At 67.3% G+C, this 13,510-nt stretch carries 11 protein-coding genes; 1 reads left to right on the forward strand and 10 read right to left on the reverse strand.

From position 1 onward, the window contains the following. Window positions 1-36: 36 nt before the first annotated feature. From ABD116_RS10555 to ABD116_RS10565, 3 genes are all read right to left on the reverse strand, one after another. Window positions 37-3,642 (reverse strand): discoidin domain-containing protein, encoded by a 3,606-nt coding sequence (locus ABD116_RS10555; RefSeq protein ID WP_343967491.1) that lies wholly within the window; start codon window positions 3,640-3,642, stop codon window positions 37-39. Between the two features lie 200 nt (window positions 3,643-3,842). Beyond that, window positions 3,843-5,147 carry a hypothetical protein gene (locus tag ABD116_RS10560; protein ID WP_343967493.1) on the reverse strand — a complete coding sequence of 435 codons (1,305 nt, stop codon included), beginning with the start codon at window positions 5,145-5,147 and terminating at the stop codon, window positions 3,843-3,845. A 28-nt stretch (window positions 5,148-5,175) separates the two neighbouring features. Further along, window positions 5,176-5,604, reverse strand: coding sequence for a pyridoxamine 5'-phosphate oxidase (locus ABD116_RS10565; RefSeq protein WP_343967495.1), 429 nt, complete (start codon window positions 5,602-5,604; stop codon window positions 5,176-5,178). 64 nt (window positions 5,605-5,668) lie between these two features. On the opposite strand from ABD116_RS10565, the gene ABD116_RS10570 reads away from it, so the two are divergent. Beyond that, complete coding sequence (locus ABD116_RS10570; protein WP_343967497.1) at window positions 5,669-6,310, forward strand: winged helix-turn-helix transcriptional regulator; 642 nt, start codon at window positions 5,669-5,671, stop codon at window positions 6,308-6,310. 252 nt (window positions 6,311-6,562) lie between these two features. On the opposite strand, the gene ABD116_RS10575 is transcribed toward ABD116_RS10570, so the two are convergent. The 7 genes from ABD116_RS10575 to ABD116_RS10605 form a co-directional block, all read right to left on the reverse strand. Continuing rightward, window positions 6,563-8,203 (reverse strand): solute symporter family protein, encoded by a 1,641-nt coding sequence (locus ABD116_RS10575; protein WP_343967499.1) that lies wholly within the window; start codon window positions 8,201-8,203, stop codon window positions 6,563-6,565. Continuing rightward, window positions 8,200-8,544: a DUF485 domain-containing protein gene (locus ABD116_RS10580; RefSeq protein ID WP_343967501.1), complete on the reverse strand. Its 345-nt coding sequence runs from the start codon at window positions 8,542-8,544 to the stop codon at window positions 8,200-8,202. Before ABD116_RS10580 ends, ABD116_RS10575 begins: the two co-directional genes overlap by 4 nt. Window positions 8,545-8,643: 99 nt before the next feature. Then, window positions 8,644-9,417 (reverse strand): class I SAM-dependent methyltransferase, encoded by a 774-nt coding sequence (locus ABD116_RS10585; RefSeq protein WP_343967503.1) that lies wholly within the window; start codon window positions 9,415-9,417, stop codon window positions 8,644-8,646. Window positions 9,418-9,455: 38 nt separating this feature from the next. Beyond that, window positions 9,456-10,184: a cytidylyltransferase domain-containing protein gene (locus ABD116_RS10590; RefSeq protein ID WP_343967505.1), complete on the reverse strand. Its 729-nt coding sequence runs from the start codon at window positions 10,182-10,184 to the stop codon at window positions 9,456-9,458. Beyond that, a complete protein-coding gene (locus ABD116_RS10595; RefSeq protein WP_343967507.1) occupies window positions 10,181-11,011 on the reverse strand; it encodes a hypothetical protein in 831 nt (276 codons plus the stop codon). Before ABD116_RS10595 ends, ABD116_RS10590 begins: the two co-directional genes overlap by 4 nt. After that, window positions 11,011-12,378, reverse strand: a complete 1,368-nt coding sequence (locus ABD116_RS10600) for a hypothetical protein (RefSeq protein ID WP_343967509.1) — start codon at window positions 12,376-12,378, stop codon at window positions 11,011-11,013. Before ABD116_RS10600 ends, ABD116_RS10595 begins: the two co-directional genes overlap by 1 nt. Window positions 12,379-12,385: 7 nt before the next feature. Then, a complete protein-coding gene (locus tag ABD116_RS10605) occupies window positions 12,386-13,510 on the reverse strand; it encodes a DegT/DnrJ/EryC1/StrS family aminotransferase (protein WP_343967511.1) in 1,125 nt (374 codons plus the stop codon).

Below are 13,510 nucleotides of genomic sequence, written 5' to 3' on the forward strand. Positions count from 1 at the left end.
GTAGGGACTCCTGGCGGGCCGTCGTTGTGGAGTGGGTTAGTTGCGGGTGATGGTGAAGGTTGTGGTGGTGTTGCGGATGTCTACGGCGTTGTTGGAGAGGGTCAGGTTGTTGAAGGTGACGTTGCCTACGGCGGGGCCCTGGCCTGGTTCTGGGAGTTCGTTGGCCCAGATGCCGAAGCCGGACTTGGCGTCGAAGGCGTCGCCGGACTTGCGGGCGCCGGAGATGTTGATGTTGGTGAGGATGGTGTCGGCGACCGGGAACTGTGGTTGCCCGCCGACGTAGTTCGTCTGGAACATGATCCCGCTGTAGGTGGGATCGACGATGTCGACGTCACTGACCCGGATGCCCTGGAACACCTTCGAGGCCGAGAAGATCCAGATCCCCGGGAAGGTCTGCGCTCCCCAGAAATGGCCGCCGGATCTGACCACCGAGATGTTCTGCCACTGCGTCGGCGGAGTGGCGCCGAAGCCGTTCATCGGGATGCCGAAGTCGAGCGAGCTGATCGTGATCCCGGAGTACACCAGCATGTCCGCGACGTACAGGTTGCGGAAGATGTTGTTGGTGCCGCCGTAGACCGCGAAGCCGGCCGCCCGCCAGGTCAGCGTCGCCGAGAGGTTCTCGAAGACGTTGTCCCGGACCTCGCCCCCGCCGCCGTCGACGGCGTTGAAGAGCGCGAAGCTGTCGTCACCGGTGCTGCGGGCGTCGTTGTTGCTGACCAGGTTGCCGGCCGAGCCGTTGGTCATGTTGATGCCGTCGGCGAAGGTGTCGCGGATCCGCGAGTTCCTGATCGTGGAGTTGTCGGTGTTCGCACCCCAGTACAGGCACATCTGGTGCTCGATCCAGATGTTGTCGATGGTCATGTTCGAGGTGCCGTTGAAGTTGAACACCTTGCCCGGACCGTCGTTGCGGCTGTCGTAGTTGCCGAAGTACGAGAACCCGCTGAACGTCGACCCGTTCGCCGACGAGGCGGCGTCGAACCCGACGTCGGTGTTGGTCTGGCTGGTCGGAGCGATGAACCGGGTGTACCAGGGACCGGCGCCGACGACCTTGATCGCCCGGCTGTTCACGTTGAACTTGCCCGTGGTCTGGTAGTCGCCGGCCGGCAGGTAGACGCCCAGCGACGTCGAGCTCTGCTGTGCCGTGTTGAGCGCGTTCTGTACGTCCTGCTGGCTGAAGCCGGCCGGTACGACGTACCCCGAACCCGGGTTGGCGATCGGCGAGACCTGCTCGGTGTCGATGAAGTCGATCGCGTAGTTGGTGGTGTTGGCCGCGTCCTTCTGCAGCTTGATCTTGGTACCGGCCGGGAAGGTCCCGTCCAGCATGATGTTCGCCTCGTCGTAGATGTGCCGGGCCGGTCCTGCGCCAGGCGAGTTGCCCGGGCCGGCCTCCGCGCCGTACAGCCACGCGTACTTCGAGGTCAGCGGGAGCGCCTTGTGGAAGGTGCCGTTGACGTAGACGTTGATGGTCGAGTTGATCCCGCCACCGCCGGCCGAGTCCGGGATGGAGAACCGGGTGACGAGCGTGTTCGTGCTCGCCTTGGTGGTGAACTCGACGAACGCGCCGTTCGAGTTCAGGGTGACCGCCTTGCGGCCGGACGCCTCACCGGCGAGGTCGCCGATGGTCCGGTTCGGGCCGACCACGACCGCGCCGCCACCGGTCGAGGCGTCCTCGGCCTCCAGGTGGTCGTACGGCATGTTCGCGCCGCGGCCCACGAAGAACGGCCGCTCGCTGGTGTTGTTGGTGCGCTTGACGGGCAGCTCGTTCGCATCGTCGGCGAGCACGACGCGGACGGAGTACCGGCCGTTGGCCGCGGTCCAGTTGCCGAGGTTGATCGCCGGGGTGGTGGCGCCGGCGGCGATCGCACCGGAGTACGAGCCGGTGAAGGTCTGTACGACGGTACTGCCGTTCAGCAGCGTCAAGGTGATGCCGTGGGCGCCGGCCGCCGAGGCGATGGTGCCCTGGTTCTTGATCGCGACCGAGAACGTCACCGTGTTGCCGGCGGCCGGGTTGCCCGGGCTCCAGCTCACTGACGAGGCGATCAGGTCGGAGCTCGCGACCGGGGTGACGACCAGCGGGCTCGAGCTGTTGCCGGTGTTGTTGGCGTCGTTCTGCTCGATGATCGTGTTCGACTCGTCCACCTTGGCGCTCAGCGGGTAGCTGCCGGCGTCACGGGCGCCGATCGATGCTGTGACGGTGGCGGATGCTCCGGCGGCGATGGCGCCGACAGCGACGGTGCCGACCTTCGTCGTACCGAGGTAGAAGTTCAGGTCGGTCGCGCCGGAGGCCGCCGTGCCGGTGTTGTTGACCCGGGCGGACAGCGTGATCGCGTCGGTCTCGACCGGTGCCGCGGGCGTCCACGTCACGTTGGAGACGGTGAGATCCGGGTTCGGGGCCGGGACGCCCATCACCTGGAGCTCGGCGACCTGACCGGCGGGGGCGCCGGTGTTGGCGGTGAAGTTCAGCCGGACGTCGGCGATCCGCGCGCTCACCGGGATCGTGACGGTGTTGCCGGTCGACGGGCTGAAGTTGTACGACGCGGAGCCGACGATCGTGGTGAACCCGGACGCGCTCTGCTCGCGGCCGAGGATCGAGAACGTCTGGGTGCGGTTGCCCCAGGCGCTGTCCGGGTTGAGCCGGATCACGATCGAGCTGAGGTCGGCGTTCGAGCCGAGCTGGGTGGTCAGCGTGGCCGGGTTGGCGTTGCCTTCCCAGTAGGTCTGCACGTTGTCGTCGTTCGCGTTGGTCGCGACGAAGGTGAAGACCGAGCCCGAAGCGGTGATCGGCTTGCCGAGCGCCAGGTTGGTGCCCGGACCGGTGCTGCCGCCGCGGGTGACCGTGTTGCTGTTCGGCGATTGGTTGCCAGCGGCATCCTTCGCGCGGACGAAGTAGCTGACCGAGGCGCTGGCCGGCTGGGTGTCGGTGTAGGTCAGCACGTTGCCGGCCACGCTGGTTCGCAGCGCGCCGTTCGCGTACAGGTCGTACCCGGTCACGCCGACGTTGTCGGTCGAGGCGTTCCAGGTGAGCTTGATCTGGCCGGCGGCGGGTTCGGTGAAGGCCAGGCTGCCCGGGGCGGTAGGAGCCTGAGTATCACCGGTCGCCGGGCCGTAGACCTCGAGTTCGGAGACCTGTCCCGCGGGCCAGCCGGTGTTCGCGGTGATCAGGATCCGGACGTACCGCGCGGTCGAGTTGCCGTAGTCGATCGTGAGCGTGTTGCCCGGTGCGGTGAACGCGCGCGACGCGGACGCGGACAGGTCGTTGAAGTTCTGGCCGTCGGTACTGCCTTGTACTGCGAGGGTCTGGTTGCGCGAACCCCAGCCCGACGGGAGCTTGAGGATGACCTGGTTGGTGCTGACCGACGAACCGAGATCGACCTGGACCCACTGCGGGAACGCGTTGTTCGCGCTCTCCCAGTAGCTGCCCTGGTTGCCGTCGGTGACGTTCGAGGCGACGTAGTTCTGGGTGTTGCTGCTGGCGGTCGCGGCCTTGCCGGCCGCGAGGTTGGGACCGGCCAGTACTGCGGCAGCGGCGGTCGAGCCGCTGCTGTGCAGCCCGGCCGCGGCGAACATCGGTCCGGCCGTCAGCAACAGACTGCCGACGACCGTGGCGGCCAGCAGCCGCCATCGTGCACGTGTGGTTCTCATGGCATCCGGGGCCTCTCCGGTGGGCGGGGTGGTGAGGGCGCAAGGGACTACGGCTGCCAAGAAAATTGCACGATGCCTACGGAAGTTTCGTAAGTTTGCTGATTTCTTGCACAGCGCTGGCTCATTGTTACGGCAGCGCTACGCGAGCGTCAACGGTTCATGACCGCACGCTTTGCTCCGGGAGGAGGTTGCCGACGACGTCAGGCGGGGATCTTGACCCGGCCGAGCACCAGTTCGTTGGCGAGGAAGTCGCGCTCGACGACGTACAGGTAGCCGCCGCCCAGCGCGAACTCGGCGCCCAGAGCCCCGGTCGAGATGGACCCGTCCGGCCGGATCAGCCGGATCGCCTTCCCGTGGGCCTGGTCGAGAACTGCCCGCTGCCCTGGCGTGTACTTGCCGTTGTAGTAGGCCGTGGTGTCATCCGGCGCATGCTTGGTGGTGGAGACGGCAATCAGCCCGCCGGCGGCGGCCAGACCATCTCTGAGTACGCCGATGTCGTTCACGGTGCCCTCTTGGGTGAACGGCGCCGGCGCGACAGGGGCGCCGCCCGTGCCGCCGAGCTGGGATGTCGCTACTTCGGTGAGCTTTCCCGTCGAGGTGATGGCCAGGATCGTCCGAGCTGTGCCGCCGTTGTCGTCGCCGACGGCCGCCAGCAGGATCGTGCCGTCCGACTGGGTCACGAGTTCGTCGATGCGCACGGCTGCCGTCGTCTCCCAGTCGAGCGCCGCGCCGCTCGACGGTGGGTGGAGCGCTGCGGCAGAGGCTGCCACGGCGGCGTCGTACGTGGTGAACTTCGCGCGCTTGCCGGCGATCGTCCGCACCGTTCCGTCGGTCTCGAGCCGGCGGATCACCACGCCGGAGTGGCCGCCCTTGCTGACCTCCACGGCGAAGACGAGCCGGCCCTTGGCGTCGACGGTGAAGGTGCCGAACTTGCCGATCGCCTTGCCTGGTTGGGCATCGATGCCGGTGGTTGCGGTGGTGTAGTCGATCACCGGCTGCCCGCTCTGGCTGCCGTCGGGCTTGATCCGGTAGATCGCGTCGTTCTTCTCGCCGACGTGCAGGTTGACGTACGCCGAACCGTCCGGGCCGACCGCGATCCGGCGGCCGAGGTTGCGGTTGTAGTCGAGGTCGACCTTGGCGCGGGTGCCGTCCGGGCGGATCCGCTCCAGGCGGAGCTGTCCCCTGTCGTTGTTGATCAGCAGGTTCGCCGTACCGTCCGGTGCGATCTCGATGTCCCATGCGGCGCCGAGGATCTTCGCGTCGAGGGCCTTGTCGGCGGTGGCATCGGTGCCGCCGCCGGCCACGATCTCGAACGGGGTGGTGGCGGCCGGCTGCTGCGATCGTGGGGTATCGGCTGGGGCTGGTGTCGACTCTTCCGGTGTGCCGGTTGAGGTCTGCTCGTGCGCTTGCGGCGTACCGGCTGGGGAACTTGACGGGTTGGTGGTGATCGAGCAGCCCGTGATGACGAGTGCGAGGGCGACGGTTGCAGTCAGCAGTCGGGGCACGAGGGCTGACGGTAGTTCGGGGTGGGGGTCAGCGGGAGGTGTCGGAGGTGAGCCAGCGGGTGGGGCGGAAGGTGAAGAGGGTGACCAGGTTTTCGGGGTCGCCGAGTTCTGTCTGGACGTAGCCCTGGGCGTGCTCCTCGGGCATGTAGCGGCGGGCGATGGTGAGCATCTGCTCGTGGGTCGGCTTGCTGATCTCGACGAGCTCGGCCTCGACGGTCACGTACGCCGGGGGCATCTCTTCGCGCTGCACCACGAACGACACCACGCCGGCTTGCTTGATCTGCTCGATCCTCTTGGGGGCGCGGCGCTGCGTGCCGGTGAACATGGTCAGCTCGCCACCTGGTTCGTAGGCGTAGAAGGTCGGCACGCTCGTCGGCGGGTGGCCGGGCTCGCCGGTGACGCTCAGGACGCCCACGTGGGTGTCGGCCAGAAACTCTTCGCGCTGTTGCTTGCTCATGGTTGCCATGCATTAAGCTTCATAAAAACAAGTACACTTTGTCAAGGAGAGTAGGGTGGTCGATATGACGACGAAGACCTACGGCCAGTACTGCGGGGTCGCCCGCGCGCTGGAACTGGTTGGCGAGCGCTGGGCGCTGCTGATCGTCCGCGACCTCCTGGTCGGCCCGAAGCGCTACACGGATCTGCGCGCCGGCCTCCCGAAGATCCCCACCAATGTGTTGGCCACGCGCCTCAAGGAACTCGAGCAGGCGGGTCTCGTCGAGCGCCGCATCCTTCCGCGCCCGTCCGGTGCGATCGTCTATGAGCTCACTGCGTACGGAGCCGACCTCGAAGACGTAGTACTGGCGTTAGGCCGCTGGGGTGCCCGCTCCCTGGGGGAACTCCGCCCCGACGACATCATCACCTCCGACATTCTGGTGATGGCCCTGCGCTCCACCTTCCAGCCGTCCCGCCTGAAAGCCAAGTACGAACTCCACTTCGGCGAAATCACCATCCACGCCGTCATCGACGGCGACGACCTACTAGTCGACGTCGGCCCCCTGGAAGGCGCTGTAGTCCTGGAAGCCTTCGCCCCCATCGCCCCCCTCCTCATCGGCGAACTCGACGGCGCAGCAGCCCTCAAGTCCGGCCTACTCAAAACCACAGGCACCGCCAAGGACGTAGACCGCTTCGCAGCAGCCTTCCCCATCGGCCCACCTGCATAGGCCCAACCCGGTTGGTGCGGGCTCCTTGTGTGCCGATCGACAGGTAGTGCACCCCGATACGGCGTACATGCGACCGTTGTCCACGCTCAGGGTGCACTAGGTCCGGTCGACTACTTCCTGTCCTTCGGTACACGATCCCGTCGCGCCCCGCTGGCCAGCGACGCGGGTACTGGTGGGGTCATGCGCCAGTCCCACCAATGCAACGCGCCCGCGGCCTCAAGAGGAGTCGCGGGCGCGTTCGTAGTACGGGGGCTAGTGCTTGCCGGGGCCTTCGGCGCCGGCTCCGGTCAGGGAGCGGACGGAGAGTTCGTTGTAGCGGTTGGCGGCGGTTTTGTCCTTGCCTACGTAGGTGCCGATGATGCCGAGCAGGAAGCCCAGGGGGATGGAGATGATGCCTGGGTTCGAGAGCGGGAACCATTGGAAGTCGGCGCCGGTGATCATCGAGGTCGGGCGGCCGGAGACGACCGGGGAGAAGATCACCAGGACTACCGCGGAGATCAGGCCGCCGTAGATGCTCCAGACCGCGCCTGACGTGTTGAAGCGACGCCAGAAGAGGTTGAAGAGCAACGCCGGGAGGTTCGCCGACGCAGCGACGGCGAAGGCCAGGGCGACCAGGAAGGCGATGTTCAGCTTCTGGGCTGGGATCGCCAGGCCGATTGCGACGGCGCCGATGCCGATGGCGGCGAAGCGGGCGACGCGGATCTCGTTCTTCTCGGTGACCTTGCCCTTGGCGATGACGTTCACGTACAGGTCGTGCGCGAACGACGATGCCGACGTCAGGGTTAGCCCGGCGACCACCGCGAGGATGGTGGCGAAGGCGACGGCCGCGATCAGCGCGAGCAGGATCGCCCCGCCGATCGAGTCGGCCCCACCGCCGACGACCTCTGCCAGCAGTACCGACGCAGTGTTGCCCTTGGATGCGGCGACCGCTGAGGACTTGCCCGTATCGAGCAACGCCGCCGCACCGAAACCGAGCGCCAGCGTCATCAGGTAGAACGCGCCGATCAGCCCGATGGCCCACTGCACCGACTTCCGCGCCGACCGCGAGTCGGGGACCGTGTAGAAGCGGATCAGGATGTGCGGCAGACCCGCCGTACCGAGCACCAGCGCGAGTCCGAGCGACAGGAAGTCGATCTGGCCGGTCAGGTCCTTGCCGTACAGCAGACCGGGCTGCAGGAACGCTTCGCCCTTGCCGGAGTGCTGAGCGGCCGCGCCGAGCAGCTTCGACGGGTTGAAGTCGAACTTCAGCAGTACCAGGAACGTGATCAGCAGCGTGCCGGTCATCAACAGCACTGCCTTGACGATCTGCACCCAGGTGGTGCCGCGCATGCCGCCGATCGTCACGTAGATGATCATCAGCGCGCCGACCAGCACGATCACGCCGGCCTTCAGACCCTCGCTCTTCACGCCGAGCAGCAGTCCGACGAGCGAGCCCGCGCCGACCATCTGGGCCAGCAGGTAGAAGATCGACACGACGATCGTCGACGAAGCGGCCGCGGTACGGACCGGGCGCTGCTTCATCCGGAAGGCGAGCTGGTCGGCCATCGTGAAGCGGCCCGAGTTGCGGAGGAGCTCCGCGACGAGCAGCAGCGCGACCAGCCAGGCGACCAGGAAGCCGATCGAGTACAGGAAGCCGTCGTACCCGTAGAGCGCGATCTGCCCGGAGATACCGAGGAACGATGCCGCCGACATGTAGTCGCCGGCGACGGCGAGGCCGTTCTGGGCGCCGCTGAAGGAGCGGCCGCCGGCGTAGTAGTCGGCGGTGGTCTTGTTCTGCCGGGACGCCCACCAGGTGATGTACAGCGTCACGGCGACGACCGCGGTGAACAGCGAGATGGTCAGCGCCTGGTTGCCGGGTTCGGCGTCGGCGAGTGGGACGAGCAAGGTGTTCACCGGCGGCGCTCCCTCTTGTACTTGGCGTTCAGGCCACTGGCCAGCGGGTCGAGCTTGCGGTTCGCGAACCGGCCGTAGACCGCGGCGATGACGAAGGTCGAGACGAACTGGAGCAGGCCGAAGACCAGCGCCACGTTGATGTGGGTGTCGCCGATCCGGTGGCTCATGAAGCCGCGGGCCCAGTTGTTACAGGCGACGTAGGCCAGGTACCAGATCATGAACGCGGCCGTCCACGGGACGACGAAGTTCTTGTACCGGCGTTTCAGCTCCTGGAAGTCCTTCGCCTCGTACACGACCTCATACGCACGGGCTTCCCGCTCGTGCACAGTTTCCTCAGACATCTGCACCCCTTTTTCCGGAACGCGAACAAGGGCACGCTAGCGGCTGGTGAGCGGTTTGTGTCCGAAAGCAACAAAAACGCCTGGAGAAAAATGACGCAGCTAGACCATCGTCCGGCGATAGTTCGCCAGGTCGCTGGGCCGGGTGCGGTAGCAGTTGGTGAAGTACGGCATCCGGAGCGGCTCCGGCGGGCGGGCGGTGCCGTCGTAGATGGCGTCGATCTGGTCCAGCACCGACTCGCGCCGGGACTCGGTCAGCACCGCGACCCGCGAGTGCGACATCGCGAGCTGCTTCAGGCCGGTCCGGTCGAGGTCGTGCCAGTGCCGGAAGCGGGCCGTCTCGACCATCGAGAACAGGTCGGACTGGAGCAGCGTCGGCATCGGGTCGAACTCGTCGTTGCCGGCCAGGAAGTCCTCGCCGATCATCGCGCGGTGCAGCCGCCGCACCCACGGTACGACGGTGTCGTAGTTGTTCCAGAGCAGCCCGAGGACGCCGTGCGGCCGTAGTACGCGAGCGATCTCCGGCAGCGCGCGGGCGTGGTCGAACCAATGAAACGCTTGTCCGACGATCACCGCGTCGACCGAGGCATGCGCCAGCGGGATCGACTCCGCCGCGCCGACCATCGTGTCCACGCCGGCCAGCTTGCGGCAGACGGCGAGCATCTCCTCGGACGGATCGACCGCGACCACGTCGTGCCCGAGCGCCGCGGCGACCTGGGCGAGCTTGCCGGTACCGGCCCCGAGATCGAGGATCTGCAGCCGCCCCGGACCGAGGATCCAGGTCAGCGCGTCGGCAGGGAACGTCGGCCGGCCCGCGTCGTACGCGGCCGCGACGGCGCCGAACGAGTGCGCGCGTGCTGAGTCATCGGTGGTCATCACCGCAAATCATGCCGTAGCCACCGCTTCGCGGGGTGTTACTCGCCGAGCTTCTTCTGCTCGATGTGCGCGTTGAGCGCGGCCAGTTCCGGATGTTGGTCCAGAATCGCGACCAGATCCGCGCAGTTCCGGTCGGCCGCGTCGTACTCCTCGTACAGCGCGGTGAGCAGCTGCCGGTCGTCCTCGGTGTCCAGCGTGAGCCGGTACTGCGCTCCGCCGCCGCTCCACGGCAGGTTCAGCAAGCGGACGTCCCCGGCCCGATTCTGGTGCAGGTACGACGTCACGTGCTCGCGGTCGGCTTGCAGCGTCGCCTGAGTGTCAGCCTCGAGCAGCCGAGCCGTCGAGAACACCTCGTAGTCCATCCCGCGCGGGTAGGTCCGCTCGAGACAGTTCGACAGGTACAGGCCCTCATCGCCCTCGGCGCGCCAGCGGTCGACGCCCGCGGCAACGACCTCGGGATCGATCAACGGACAGTCCGAGGTGACCCGTACGACCGCATCCAGCCCGTACTGCGAAGCCGCGCCGGCGAACCGCGACAGCACGTCCTCCTCGCTCCCCCGGAAGACCGGCAGCCCGAGCTTCTCGGTGAGGATCACGATCGGGTCGTCGTCCACGTTGGTCGTGGTCGCCACGATCACCGGCAGCCCGGTCCGGGTCAGCCGCTCCAGGTGGTACTCGAGGTAGCTGCGGCCGGCCGCGGTGAGCAGCACCTTGGCGGGCAGCCTGGTGCTCGTAGCGCGGGCCTGGGTGATGATGCCGATATTCATTGAAACGCTTTCTTGGTGGTCCACTGGAACATCTCGCGGATCTCCGCCGGATGGGCGAGATTCTCGACGCCGAGCTCGGTGTCGGTGAACTCGCGGGCCTGCGGCAACGGAACGTACGGCTGGTCCATCTCGGGCCACATCCGCTTGATCCGGGCCTGTCCGCCGAACGACGGGTGCTCGTTCTCCAGCAGCATAGGGTCTCCGTAGACGCCGGGCTGCAAGCCGAGCGACGCGCCGTACAGGACCGCGGAGCTGAGCCGGTTGGAGGCGACCCGGCGGTGCTTGCGGATCTCCTTGAGCTGCTTGAGCAGGAAGTCCTTGTCGGTCTTGCGCCAGTGCAGGCCCCGGTACCCGTGCGTGATCACCCGGAAACCGGCTGACTCGTAGACCTGCCGGATCGCCTCGTTCTGATACTCGTTCCAGTACAGGCAGACCGTCACCGGTCCTTGCTCGTGCTCGTTGATCGAGGCAACGATCCGGCCATGGTCGCCCAGCACGTGCTGGCCTTCCCAGCCGTGGAACGGGTAGAAGATGGTGCCTTCGGCGTCATTCGCCGGAGTCGCCAGCTCGGGATGCACCCGCAGGAGATAGAGCCAGGGCGCGCCGATCACCGACTGGTTGCGCAGCCCCATCGAGAACCCCCGGCGCCGGACGCTGTCCGACCAGACGAACTTGGGCATCCCGGCGACGAAGGCCGTGTTGTACGCGAACCCGTCGAGGATGTTCCACCCGTGCTGGAGATAACCCCAGATCCGCGGCGAGCCGTGCAGCCCGGCGTACGCGGCCATCACGTGCGCGTGGCCGTAGAAGTGGTTGGCGTGATGCATCAGAGCCGCCGCAGCCGCTTCACGACCACCCGGGCCGGATTGAGCACCGCATGACCGATCCGGTACGGCCGGGAGCGCCGGATCCCGTCCAGCTGACTCTCGAACCAGGTCGCCTGCTCGTTCGCGTCGGCCAGCTCCTGCGACAGCCGTGCGATGGTCGCGAGCTGCTCGGCCTGCCCCTGCGGGCGAAGGTTGTCGAGGGCAACGGTCAGCTCGCCTTCGATCGACAGCCCAGCCATCGACGCGAGCCGGGCTGTCAGGGCTTGGGTGTCACCTGACCATGGTTGCCGAGAGCCCGCTTCCTGCGCCCGCCGGACGAACCGTGCGAGATGCTCGACCGCTCCGCCGGAGGTCACCACGCCGCTACCGAACAGCCGGTACTTCGTACCGTTCACGATCACGTTGTCGGGGGAAGCGATCGCAGCCGGCTCCGGATCGAGCGAGTGCAGCCAGGTGACATACGCGGGCACGGAACGCCTGAGGGCTGCCTGGTCGTCGACCTTGAGCGCTGCCAGCAACTGTTCTTCCAACAGCACTCCATCGCCTGCTGGAATCGACTGTGCAGGAAGGGTTTCCGAGGTCTTGTCGCCGATGACGAAGTACCAGACCGGCGCGAGCTCGCGACCCAGCCCGGCGGCGATCGCGTCCTGGATCAGGCGATAGGGATCCATCAACGTCGATCCGCTGTGCCGAGCCGCGACGGACCGGCCGATGGCGACGGCCGTGAGCGGGCCGGTCGGGGTGAGCATCGCGAGATCGGCGGTGACCAGATCGGGATAGACGCTGTAGACGGTCGTCGACGATGCGAGGGCGCCAAGGGCGGTCCGGATCGCGGCCAGGCCGACAGGGGCTTCGAGTGTGCCGCCGACGACGCCGGGCCAGTCCGCGTTGCGGGGGACGGTCGCGGTGACGTCGGGCTGGAGCAGGCGCTCGATTCCGAAGGCGTTCTCGGCAGCCAGCAGGAGTCGGCCGCGGGGGGCCATCCGGGCCTTGAGCAGGGCTAGGCCTTCGGTCCAGGTCATCGACGGGGTGTCGGGGCCGACCAGTCGGGGCAATCCGTCGAGGGCTACGACTACGTCGTACAGGTCGGTGCCGGTGAAGCGGTCGAGGGCGCCGCAGAAGACGCGGCCGCTGACGACGCGGGCGATCTGCTCGGCGTCGGGCGCCGACCGGACCAGCACGTCGACGCTGGTGACCTTGGTGGCGATCAGGTCGAGCAGCTCCAGCGAATGCGGACCCGCGACGAAGACCTTGTCGGTCGGCCGCAGAACAGCATCCAGCAACGCGGCCGTCGCCGGGCCGCCGGTCGCCGGTCGCCCGTCGGCCGGGCGCAGGTCGGACCAGTTGAGCATCTCAGCGCCAACCATCAACAACTCAGTGCACCAGTTTCGTCAGTGTCTCGATCACCCGGTCGACATCCGTGTCGGTCAGGTCGGGGAACATCGGCAGCGAGAGCTCCTCGCGGTAGAACTGCTCCGCGTTGGGGCACAGGCCGCGCTGGTAGCCCAGTTCGGCGAAGACCGGGTGCCAGTAGACAGGAATGTAGTTCACCTGGACGCCGATCCCGGCAGCGCGCATGCCCTCGAACACCTCGCGGCGGCGATCGCCGAGCACCCGCAGGGGGTAGAGGTGCCAGGCGGGATCGACGCCGGGGCGCTGCACCGGCGTGCGGAGTCCATCGATTCCGGAGAGTGCGGAGTTGTACTTCGCGGTGATCTCGGCCCGGCGTTGCTTGAAGGCCGCGAGGCGTCGCAGTTGGGACAGACCGAGGGCGCAGGCGAGGTCGGTCAGGCGGTAGTTGACACCGAACTCGTGAACCTCCTGGTGCCATGGGCCTTCGTCGGTGATCTGGAAGCGAGCGGGGTCGCGGACCAGACCGATGAAGTGGAACTCGTGCACCCGCTGGGCGACGGCCGGGTCCTTGGCGACGACGGCGCCGCCCTCGCCGGTGGTGAGGTTCTTGGTGGGGAAGAAGGACAGCGTGGTGACATCGGCCAGGTCGCCAACAGGTCTGCCATCAGCGAATCCGCCGACCGAATGGGCGGCGTCGTCGAGGGTCTTGGCGCCGACGCGATCGGCGATGGGCTGGAGAGCGTCGTAGTCCGCGGGGTGGCCGGCGTAGTCGACGGCGGCGATCACCTTGGTGCGGTCGGTGGTGACGGCGTCGACGGCAGCCGGGTCGAGGAGGGCGGTGTCTTCCTCGACGTCGGCGAAGACGATCTTGGCGCCGAGGAGGGCGGCGGTCGAGGCGGTCGCGACGAAGGTCATGGGAGTGGTGACGACCTCGTCGCCGGGGCCGACGCCCAGGCCGGCGTACGCCATGTGGAGGGCGGCGGTGCCCGAAGTACAGCTGACTGCGCGATGGCCGCCGGTCAGTTCGGAGATGGCGGACTCGAAGGCGGTGACGGCTGGGCCTGTCGTGAGCCAGTCGCCGCGGAGTACGGCGGTGACGGCTTCGATGTCTTCTTCGGAGATGGACTGACGACCGTACGGGAGCAT

Source organism: Kribbella koreensis (assembly GCF_039525325.1).
Classification (GTDB): Bacteria; Actinomycetota; Actinomycetes; order Propionibacteriales; family Kribbellaceae; genus Kribbella; species Kribbella koreensis.

Coding starts and splice junctions, on each gene's coding strand:
- ABD116_RS10605 (WP_343967511.1), bottom strand. CDS start 13,510: ATGCTCCCGTACGGTCGTCAGTCCATCTCCGAAGAAGACATCGAAGCC.
- ABD116_RS10570 (WP_343967497.1), top strand. CDS start 5,669: ATGACGACGAAGACCTACGGCCAGTACTGCGGGGTCGCCCGCGCGCTG.
- ABD116_RS10600 (WP_343967509.1), bottom strand. CDS start 12,378: ATGGTTGGCGCTGAGATGCTCAACTGGTCCGACCTGCGCCCGGCCGAC.
- ABD116_RS10590 (WP_343967505.1), bottom strand. CDS start 10,184: ATGAATATCGGCATCATCACCCAGGCCCGCGCTACGAGCACCAGGCTG.
- ABD116_RS10585 (WP_343967503.1), bottom strand. CDS start 9,417: ATGACCACCGATGACTCAGCACGCGCGCACTCGTTCGGCGCCGTCGCG.
- ABD116_RS10565 (WP_343967495.1), bottom strand. CDS start 5,604: ATGAGCAAGCAACAGCGCGAAGAGTTTCTGGCCGACACCCACGTGGGC.
- ABD116_RS10595 (WP_343967507.1), bottom strand. CDS start 11,011: ATGCATCACGCCAACCACTTCTACGGCCACGCGCACGTGATGGCCGCG.
- ABD116_RS10580 (WP_343967501.1), bottom strand. CDS start 8,544: ATGTCTGAGGAAACTGTGCACGAGCGGGAAGCCCGTGCGTATGAGGTC.
- ABD116_RS10555 (WP_343967491.1), bottom strand. CDS start 3,642: ATGAGAACCACACGTGCACGATGGCGGCTGCTGGCCGCCACGGTCGTC.